8 protein-coding genes and 1 pseudogene are annotated in these 10,272 nt (G+C 42.8%); 2 read left to right on the top strand and 7 right to left on the bottom strand.

The window, feature by feature from the left end:
• Positions 1-15: 15 nt before the first annotated feature.
• The 6 genes and pseudogenes from V7L01_RS13460 to V7L01_RS13490 all read right to left on the bottom strand — a co-directional run bounded on the left by V7L01_RS13460 (position 16) and on the right by V7L01_RS13490 (position 5,820).
• The gene (locus V7L01_RS13460; RefSeq protein ID WP_335035472.1) at positions 16-420 is read right to left on the bottom strand and encodes a DUF29 family protein; all 405 of its coding nucleotides are present in this window, start codon (positions 418-420) and stop codon (positions 16-18) included.
• A 188-nt stretch (positions 421-608) separates the two neighbouring features.
• On the bottom strand, positions 609-800 hold the full coding sequence (locus tag V7L01_RS13465) for a type II toxin-antitoxin system HicA family toxin (protein WP_335035474.1): 192 nt from the start codon (positions 798-800) through the stop codon (positions 609-611).
• Positions 790-1,017 carry a type II toxin-antitoxin system HicB family antitoxin gene (locus V7L01_RS13470; RefSeq protein ID WP_335035476.1) on the bottom strand — a complete coding sequence of 76 codons (228 nt, stop codon included), beginning with the start codon at positions 1,015-1,017 and terminating at the stop codon, positions 790-792. The genes V7L01_RS13465 and V7L01_RS13470 overlap by 11 nt, the downstream gene beginning before the upstream one ends.
• A gap of 47 nt (positions 1,018-1,064) precedes the next feature.
• The gene (glmU, locus tag V7L01_RS13475) at positions 1,065-2,417 is read right to left on the bottom strand and encodes a bifunctional UDP-N-acetylglucosamine diphosphorylase/glucosamine-1-phosphate N-acetyltransferase GlmU (RefSeq protein WP_335035478.1); all 1,353 of its coding nucleotides are present in this window, start codon (positions 2,415-2,417) and stop codon (positions 1,065-1,067) included.
• A gap of 165 nt (positions 2,418-2,582) precedes the next feature.
• Positions 2,583-3,815: a two-component system response regulator gene (locus V7L01_RS13480; RefSeq protein ID WP_335035480.1), complete on the bottom strand. Its 1,233-nt coding sequence runs from the start codon at positions 3,813-3,815 to the stop codon at positions 2,583-2,585.
• Positions 3,816-4,765: 950 nt separating this feature from the next.
• Positions 4,766-5,820, bottom strand: a pseudogene (locus tag V7L01_RS13490) (tRNA (5-methylaminomethyl-2-thiouridine)(34)-methyltransferase MnmD).
• 34 nt (positions 5,821-5,854) lie between these two features.
• Between V7L01_RS13490 and V7L01_RS13495 the strand changes: the two are divergent.
• A complete protein-coding gene (locus V7L01_RS13495; protein ID WP_335035484.1) occupies positions 5,855-6,676 on the top strand; it encodes a sulfurtransferase in 822 nt (273 codons plus the stop codon).
• An 83-nt stretch (positions 6,677-6,759) separates the two neighbouring features.
• Here the strand turns inward: V7L01_RS13495 and V7L01_RS13500 are convergent, their stop codons facing one another.
• Entirely contained in the window at positions 6,760-8,058 is a 1,299-nt protein-coding gene (locus tag V7L01_RS13500) for a hypothetical protein (RefSeq protein WP_335035489.1), read from the bottom strand.
• A 1,022-nt stretch (positions 8,059-9,080) separates the two neighbouring features.
• Between V7L01_RS13500 and V7L01_RS13505 the strand changes: the two genes are divergently transcribed.
• Positions 9,081-10,272 (top strand): FecR family protein (locus tag V7L01_RS13505; RefSeq protein ID WP_335035486.1); only part of this gene is annotated, 1,192 nt, incomplete at its 3' end.

Here is a 10,272-nt window from a genome sequence, read left to right on the forward strand (position 1 = left end):
TTCGGCTAAAGTTTCTTACTGGTCAACCATTGCAGCTAATTCTTGGGCTTCATAACGCCCCTTCCTGCGGAACGCTGCGCGAACAAAAGCTTCAAGCGCCGCTCTTTTCAGTGCTACTTGATATCTTAGTTGCAGAATATCGATTAATTCTGCTTGATTCAAGTAAAAACCACCGGATTTGCGGCGCTTATTTATTTTATCGATTTCACGCACCATATTTTCTATAAAAACATCCCAAGAGCGAGTAGAACGTTTTTCGGCCTTTTGTTTAATTAAATGGATGAGAAGAATCACACCATAACTATCAATTTTATTGATTTTGTCACTAAGGCTCATTTCTTCTAACTCATCCACCAACAGCAACGCCTCATGGATTTTGCCTTGTTCTAGAAATTGCCTAAGTTCTAGCAGTTCTTCCATACTAAATTGTCTTTGTCTTGCTCTGATGACTCAAATGGGACAAGCTAAAACCATACAAACCATTTGATTGTACTTGAGCGGTGAAATAATTAAGATATAAGGGTGCATTAGGAACCTAATTAACCATGAGATTGCTTAACCTCCACCTTCTGCTAATTCACCTCAAAAAGAGCGCGTGGCAATCCTGACTAGCGAATAATAGATCGTAAAGTACCGACACGAAGCTCGTCATAATTAGGAACAGGAACGGTTACAGTTGAGTCTTCTGTTCGCTGTTGCATCATAATATGGCTACCGTGCTGGCGTACTTGCACAAAGCCATGCATCTCTAAAATTTGACACACTTCCCCACCTGAAAGAACGCCCAGCTTACCCAACACTTACCTCTAGGCGTCTAATAAAGACTTCTGTAATTAGCCGATCTTGGATTTCAGAGGGGTCAGCTGTCTCAAAAAATAATTCCAATGCCTCAACCAAATTACTGCGTGCTTCTTCGATAGTGTCACCTTGGCTAGCAATATCTAATTCTGGACAAAGTGATACATAGCCCTTTTCCTCACGCTCAATAATCGCGGTAAGTTGTTTTGTTTTCCTCATCTTTTACCTTTAGTTGAATCAGCTAATCTGATGATTTAATTATCGCTTTATTGGCTCTTTTTGCGCCAAGCTGGTTTTACCACCTGACGACTACGGGCGATCGCCAAAGAATCATTAGGTACATCTTCTGTGACTGTAGAACCAGCTGCAATGTAAACATCATCTCCCAAGGTGAGTGGAGCCACTAAAACGCTATTGGAACCCGTTTTTGTCCGATCGCCTATTTTGGTACGGTGTTTCTTCACGCCGTCATAATTGGCAGTAATTGTACCGGCACCAATATTCACCTGATTGCCGACAACAGCATCACCTATATACGACAAATGTTTAGCATTTGTGCGATCGCCTAATTGAGTATTTTTCAATTCCACAAAATTCCCCACACAGCAACCAGCACCTACTTGTACATGACCGCGCAAATGAGCATAAGGGCCGATTCGGCTTCCTGCTTGCACAGTGCTATCTGTCACTACTGAATACTGCACCGTGACATTTTCAGCCAACTGGCTATTTTCAATTAAACTTCCCGGCCCAATGTGACTTCCTGTTTGAATCACTGTATTTCCGCGCAGGTGAGTTTGGGGTTCAATAATTACATCTGGTTGTAATTCTACAGTTTCATCAATAGTGATACTTGTAGGATCGACGAGGGTGACACCCGCTAGCATCCATTTTTCCTTGACTCGCCTTTGCAAAATTTCAGATGCTGTTGCTAGTTGCAGGCGATCGTTGATGCCGAGAATTTCTTGATAGTCTTCCACATCCACTGCCATAACTTTTCCCACTTGAGTCACGGCATCAGTAAGATAGTATTCTTTTTGGGCATTGTTTGCCTGTAGGTGGGGAAGCACCTTTGCCAAATCTTGCCACCGGAAGCAGTAAACTCCAGCGTTAATCCGGTGATTTTCTCTTTGAGCAGTAGTACAATCCTTATGCTCGACCATTTGCTGCACAATATTTTCATCGTTACAAAAAACCCGCCCGTAGCCCGTGGGGTTGGGTAGGTGCGAGGTGAGAATAGTGGCAGCGTTTTGATTTTGGGCGTGAGTTTGTAACATCTGCTTGAGGGTTTGGGTGCGTATCAACGGTAAATCGCCGTTAAGTACCAGCAAATCCCCAGTGTAGTCTTCCAAGTGAGGAAGTAATTGCTGGATGGCATGACCTGTCCCCAATTGCACAGTCTGTTCGACAAACTCCAAGCTGGGAATTGAATGCATGGCGGCTTGCACTTCCTCGGACTGATAACCTACAATCACGATTCGCCGTGAGGGCGAAAGTGGTTCTACACTTTCGAGAACTCTCTCTACTAGCGATCGCCCACCCAAAGAATGTAAAACCTTGGGTAAGCGTGATTTCATCCGTGTGCCGCGTCCTGCCGCTAGAATTGCTACAACTACCATAATTAGCTATCAGCTATCAGTGAAATTGTGATTAATGCTGTTGGTACTTTTAAATGTAGGCTCAAATCATACCAGCTAATCATAGAAGACTGAAATATACAATGAGTCAGAATAATACCATTTCGTGCTCATTACGGCAGTGACAAAATTCCCTACTCCTACTCCCTAACATTTTTTCTCACAGGAGCGAATAAACTCTGCAAACTGCTGCATTAGTTTGGGATTACGCCAACCGGAATCAGCTTCTTCTTGCATCACTGAAAGCGCTTCTGCTGAAGAAAAAGCTATTTTGTAAGGTCGTTCGCTGGTTAGGGCATCGTAAATATCAATTAACTGAAATACTTGCGCCAGGTAGGGAATATTATCCCCTTTGAGCTTATCAGGGTAGCCTGTGCCATTCCAGCGCTCGTGGTGATGGCGAATAATAGGAATTACACCGCGCATACTGCGTAGTGGCTGGCAAATTTTTTCTCCAATCAAAACGTGTTGCTGCATGATCTGCCAATCTGCGGGGGTGAGTTCGTCTTTTTTCAGCAGCACTGCGTCGGGAATACCCACCTTACCGATATCGTGGAGATAACCACCCCACATCAAATCTCGAATTTGGTAGCGTGAGAGGTTGAGGTATTCACCAAAAACTTGTCCCAGTTTTACCAGCCGTTCACAATGGTTGCCTGTATTGGGATCGCGACTTTCAATGGACATGGCAATGGAAAATAGTACTTGTTCGGCATGGTCTAAATCTTCGTTCAGACGCTTCTGCCGCACTAAGGATTTTACCCGCGCCGCCAGTTCTACGCGATCGAAGGGTTTGGTGAGAAAATCATCTGCCCCAACTTCAATCCCCCGAATGCGCGATCGCCTGTCATTTAACGCTGTAATAAAAATCACTGGGATTAGTCTAGTCTGCTCATCCTGTTTGAGCAATTGACAGACTTCAAATCCATCCATTCCTGGCATCATCACATCCAGCAAAATCAAATCTGGTTGTTTTTGAGTTACCAATCCGACAACAATGGAACCACTATCCGCCTCAATCACTTCGTATCCTTCCATCCCCAAGAGGGCAACAGCAGTCATGCGACTGGCGGCATGATCGTCAACTACTAAAACCTTCGGCGGATCTAAATCAAACCCATTCACTTTAGAACCTTTGGCTTGTAGTGTTCTATAGACCGATGACTCATCACCACAATTAACATCAGCTTTTATCCAAGAAGACGATGCTTGACTATCTTCAAGCATAAGGTCTTCTTGAGATAAGCCTAAAGAATAACTCTCCGAATTTTGCGATCCTACGACATGATTTGAACCGATACTCTTCACTGTGCTAATGGGGTTTGACCCACTAACAATTTGTTCTGTAAAGCCTGTATGGTTGGATTTCCATTGAATCACAAAGGCACTCCAAGTTTTTGCACAAGTTAACAGTGTCAGATTTCAAAAATAAATTTAACATTCGACTGTATCTGAGCCAGAGTTTCTATAGGGATTATCCATGATATCAAGCTGCCTATCTGAGTTTTTCGCAGCATCTATTTCTTATGTTACGGACAAGGTGTATCTTGTTGTCAAATTTTTTGCTTCTAATTCCAGTATGATGAATTAGCACAAATGTTAAATCAGGCTTTTTACTGAGATTTTTTAACCTTACTGCGTCAGAAAGCGTTGTGATTGCTTGCTTTCTATCAGGATCTCGGTGTTTGTGTTTCAAATCTTTATAATCATCCTTAAGTGTATAGGTTTTGACTTAACTTAATTATAGTAAGTTCCAATTACTGATAAAGAATATGTAGTATCGAATAGTACCACAAGACTAAACTATTTGACTCGTAAAAACTACTTACCTACCTATCTGTAAAGCAATAGTACTTAAATAAAGTACATAAGTACTATAAAAAATTTGGGTTTTAAGATATATTTAACATCCAATACAGTAAATATACGACCAAATCGGCACTGTAAACTGCGCCTGAAACAGGCATTTTATGTAATATACATTAGAGTCGGTTTGTAGAGTGCATAAGTCTTAAGTAAATCAGAATTTTTGGCAAAAAAATGTCTAACTTTTCTGGAATTAAGGGCTGAGGATGACGCTTCTTGTCTCAATACGCTTGGGTTAAGGGCTACTGGCAAAATTTTGGGTTTTGGAGTTTTGGAGACGCGATAAATCGCCGTCTCTACAAGTGTTTCGGTCTTATCTGAACTGTATTGCTTCTTGTCTGCGACATGCTGCGCGTAGTTTGCTTCCACGTTCGCGTAGCGTCGCGTAGGCAAGTACTACGCCAACGAGCTTCGCTTAAAGCAGTCTTGGAGCGTCACAGCCTGTCATAGATATTGCAACCGAACTACAAACTAGTTGCCATAAAATTTCTGCCTTGTGTTCCCAACAGCCACCTTTTTCGCCAACGAGAGGTAGGTTCCAGGCAAGAGGTTTGTTGCTCTTGTTGTCGCCGCATCAGGATGACATCGGTTGGATCGCTCAGTTGAGGATCGCGATAGGGAATAGCAGCACGGGTTAGCAAGTGTTCTTTTTCAACTTGTGAGAGGGGCAGAGGGGCAGAGGAAACTTTTTGCGTGGACTCACCTCTACTCAACAGCAGTTGCTCTTGGGGAACCAGTCTGTTGCGAGGATTCTCCTCGTTGCAGGAACTGGTGTGGAAATCCTCTTTGCATAGCGTTTCGTAGAGAATACTGTATCCCCGGCTCCCCCATTTATTGCGTGTGCTGCCACAGTCCCAGGCGATCGCCTTCCCACGGGTGGGGTAGAACTTAAGATCAAGCCAGCAGACAAAAGTGCTGTGCGTATAGCAGCAGAACAAGAATAAGTGGCTAATAAACCATATTGATGTAAACACAATGACAGTTGTTTAATAAATTCAACAGTCCATAATTGAGGACATTGTGGTGGTGAAAAAGGATCGAGGAAAATTGCATCTGCCCAGAAACCAGACTGACGTACTAGCGCTATCGTGGTTCTAGCATCGCCAATTAGTAGCTTCGCTTTCAGGCAAGGTGTTTGCACTTGATGCTCAAAAGCTAGCTCTTTCAAAATTTCAATATAGTTACAGTTCCAATTGTCGAACAAGTGATGAGCGATCGCAGCTTGTGGCACAGTTGGATTCAGCTCTAAACCGATTAATTCAACACAACAACTAGGATTCACTCCCCAAATTGTCTGCAAAGCAGCAACTGTGTTATATCCTAGACCATAACAAACATCCAAAAGTCGCAAGACTGGTTTTTGCGCCCTTGTAGCCAGTTGAGTAGGTTCCACAAACTTGAAAAAACTCTCCTGCTGCGCTCCATAATGGCTGTGAAACAATTCACCAAACTCTTGAGAGACAAAGGTGAAAGAACCATCTGCTGTTAGCTTAGGTGTAAAATTTTCTAAGTCTGACATTTTATAAATAAAACTAAATAATGACTAATGCCCCATGCTTAATACCCAATTTGTTGTTTCGCCAGGTTGGCTGTTTGAACATTTAGAAGATCCACAAGTCGTGATTGTAGATTGTCGCTTTTCTTTAGCCGATCCCCAACTAGGACAAAAGCAGTATCAAACAAGTCATATAGAGGGGGCATATTATTTAGATTTGAATCAGGATCTTTCCAGTCCAGAGGGTAAGCATGGTGGGAGACATCCTTTACCTAATCTCAATGATATAGCTAACAAATTTGCGGCGATTGGGGTAAATTACCAAAAAAGTTTAGTTGTAGCTTATGATGATTCGCGCTTTGCCTTTGCGGCTCGTCTGTGGTGGTTGTTGCGCTATTTCGGACACGATCGAGTAGCAGTACTGGATGGAGGCTTTGCTGGATGGCAAAAAGCTGGGTATTCTGTTACAGATGTCGTTCCTCCCCCTCGAATGGGTAAGTTTGTAGCTCAAGTACAAACTGAAAAGGTGGTAGATATTACAGAGGTGAAAAGCCGAAAAGATAGCCACAACGTAGTATTGGTAGATTCAAGAGAGAGCGATCGCTACCGAGGCGAACGAGAGCCAATTGATAAAATTGCCGGGCATATTCCTGGTGCAGTCAACTATCCCTGGCAAGAAGTTACAGACTCTTCCGGCTACCTACTCCCTGAAAATGAGCAACGCCATCGCTGGGAAAAGCTAGAAACAGCCGAAGAAATCTTGGTATATTGCGGTTCTGGCGTTACTGCTTGTGTGAATTTACTTTCTTTAGAATTAGCTGGCATTAGTAAGGGTAAACTTTATGCTGGTAGCTGGAGTGATTGGATTTCTTATTTATAGTCATTAGTCGTTAGTCATTGGTCATTAGTTTTTAATAAAGGATAAATCACAAAGGACAAATGACTAATGACAAAGGACAAATTTCAAAACTGACCTAATTGCAAACCGTAATTAATACTAAAGAACCAGCCATCAAAATCAATGTTTTCGGCGGTTGAACTACCTAAACTTACTCCAGCCTGCACATTCATATTACTGGTATCAGATATTCGGTAGTTTAAGTGCCCGAATAGCCGGTGAAATTGGTCTTCTCGATCGCGCTGTGTAAAGTCCGAGAAGTTCGCTTGGTAGTCAATACCAACCTGGAGAGGCTTTTGCAAGTAGTAGCCCAGAGACACCCAAAAGAAATTGTTTATCCGATCGCGACTTAGGGGATCGGCAAAATTTACACTCAATTCGTAGAAGCTATCTAGCGTTAATCTTGGAGTTAAAGGATCTCGTCGTCCTAAAGAGAGTAGGAGGGAACTCTCGTTTAAAAAGCGATCGCCTGCTTTAAAGCTATCAAGGCGATTGCTGTTGTTGGCATAAAATAACTGTTGATTGCTCCAACTTATTTCTCCGTACATTCGTTGGGATAGCTGCTGGTAAATACTGAGATTCAATCTCACCTGGTTGTAATGATATTCTGACTGATTTATATAACGAATGAGATTGCCATCAATTGACCCATTTAAGTAAGTTTTAGATCCCAAAGGGAAATATGCAGAGGCTAACGTTAGTCCAGAAATAACTAAACCATCTTCTATTGGACTATGATTTGAGGAAAAAATGTTATTTGTCTGGAAGTATGCTATATGGGCCTGTAGATAGCCTATGGGTTTAAACTTAACTACGGGTTGTTGTGTTGGTGGGGGTAACTGCTGTTCCAAGGGTCGTAACCGCACACGCAACCCTAATTCGCGATCGCTATCAGACTCAGGTGGTAGTTTTGGCGATCGCAGCAGCTGTATCAGCCTCTCTAGCCTTTGCGACTGATTTGTCTCAGGTGGATTTAATAGTTGCTCTTTTGAGTCTGAAGGAGATGTAGGCAAATTACTTGGCTGCGATTCTAGCTGTGGCGGCTCATTTTGATTTTGAGTGCCTTCAGACCCTTGGTTTGCAGGGGCTTGAGTTATTGGTGGTGTTTGCTGTGCCAGATTTAACGGCATCTGGGAGTCTAAAGGATGCGACTCACTTGGCTGCTTGCACAAAGAGTTAATTGCCTCTTGCTCCAACTTCTGACATAGCTGCTGATAACTTACCTGTGTCCTTGCTAAATTTTTAGGACGCCAAATATCTGTATTTGCAGATTCTGCCGCATCTACTCTAATGCAACACCAGCTTCCCCCACTGGACGCTAACAAAAGACAAAAAAACAAATTTTTCCAGTTCTTGAGTCGCATCTGGTTAGATCGCATCGATCGCGTTTGGCAAATGTAAACCTACAAGCTGTATCGGCAGATCCGACCCAGAAGATACAGGTAATAAGCGCATCTATTTTAGATTTGTAGGTATATACTGAAACTACAAACTAATATTGCTGCTTTTCGGATTTTTCCGAGATTTTTTTGCAAAACTGAGATGCTCCGAGAAAATCTCTGTTGAACTTTAGTGAATACAGCCAATGAGTCATTTTACAACAGATCCCTTTCAACTCTTTTCCCATAAAACTGATGACTTTGTGACTGATTTGATTACAAAGGATTATCTTTAAGGTGCTTCTCATTTAATTGTTGATATTAAATACTAACTTTGAAATTTGCTACAGGTTTTATTGCATAAAATGTCAGTTTAAAAAGAAAAACTTAAATAAAATAAACTATGTATTTATGTGCTATCTATAGCAATCAGAATTGATTGCGTGAAAAAATCTAAGTATATGTAGGGGAGCCAGCCGTGTGGTGAGGCAGTCTTGTCTTCTCCCAAAGGGAGAGGCTAGCGCCTTTCCTTCTCAACGAGACGCTGCGCGAACGGAACGCTCCGCGAACGCAAAGCGTCTCGTTGAGAAGGGGGTTTCCCCAGGAGGAACTGCCGAAAGGGTTTTCCGACTTGGCGGACTGGCGTTGTGTTCAGGCTTCCGTAACGCACCATCCGAAGGTTTTGGTGCGTTAGCGTACTGGCGTGTCAAGGCTAAATTTGTGCATTAAACGTAGACGTAGGTTGGATGGAGCGGAGCGCAACCCAACATATATCAGGATGTTGGCTTTGGCAAAGCCTCCATCCAACCTACAATTTTTTTGCAACATTTTAGCCTTGCCACGCCACTACGTGTATTTCAAAAATTAAGTATGAGTTCTATATTTTATGTATGTATTAAATGTAGGATAAAATGCAGATAAATTTACCTAATAAAACCTAGAACAATTAGCAGCAGCTTAAACCTTTAACTTTTTGGTACTATTTTAAGTTCATAAATTCTCAAACTATGTTTCATAAATCGTTTCCACTGTTAGTGATTGGTTTATGGGGAGTTATAGTACTGCCTTTGCCAAATCGGGTAAGTGCCATAACTCCTCTGACGCGAGCGGAGATTCAGGATCTTCGCAACATGGTACAACTGATACCCAAAGATAAACTCAAAAAGCGTCCTGCACGCAAATCAGATGCAATGATTCCTGGGGATGGGTTGTCAACCGGTCGAGCTTCCCTAGCAGACTTGCGTTTCAATGATGGCTCTTTGGCACGGGTTGGAGAACAGGCGCTATTTCAATTTTTGCCGAAGACTCGCAGCTTTAGACTCTCAAACGGAACCGCATTGCTGCTTATCCCACCTGGAAGGGGGCAAACACGTATACAAACGCCAAGTGCAGCAGCAGCAATTCGTGGTTCAGCATTATTTGTACGCTACGACCAACAAACTGATACCACGATTGTGGGTGCGCTAACAAATAGCGGCATTGAAGTTTCTAATAAGGAAGCTTCTCAAACTCAGCTGCTCCAAGCAGGACAGATGATGGTTATAGTTAAAGGCAAATTTCAGGGCTTATACGATTTTGATCTCAGAAATTTTTATCAAACGAGCGATCTGGTTCGGGGATTTGATCTGACTAAGCAAAATATTACGCCTACGGCTGACCCAGCGATCGCTAGCGTTCAAGCTGAAACTACTGCGGCTTTGAACGCACAGTCGCCCATAACAGGTGAGGGAGTAGTTGAAAACCCATCTTTTTTACAGTTAACACCTAGTCCTTCTAATTCGTCGAGCAACGAGGTTATTACAAACAATTCCCCAGTAGACTCTATTAAAGAAGAGAATTCCCAATTAAATTCCTTGGAGAACACAGGACAAGTCCTATTAAATACTGAGCAGCGTCCTGGGAAAAATAACCCTATTACAACAGTAATAACTCCAGTAATAACTCCGGTAACTCCTCCAGTAATAACTCCGGTAACCCCTCCAGCAATAACTCCCGTCGAGCCTCCAGTAATAACTCCGGTAACCCCTCCAGCAATAACTCCGGTAACCCCTCCAGCAATAACTCCCGTCGAGCCTCCAGTAATAACTCCGGTAACTCCTCCGGTAATAACTCCCGTCGAGCCTCCAGTAATAACTCCGGTAACTCCTCCGGTAATAACTCCCGTCGAGCCTCCAGTAATAACTCCGGTAACTCCTCCGG

The organism is Nostoc sp., assembly GCF_036917095.1.
Lineage (GTDB): Bacteria > Cyanobacteriota > Cyanobacteriia > Cyanobacteriales > Nostocaceae > Nostoc.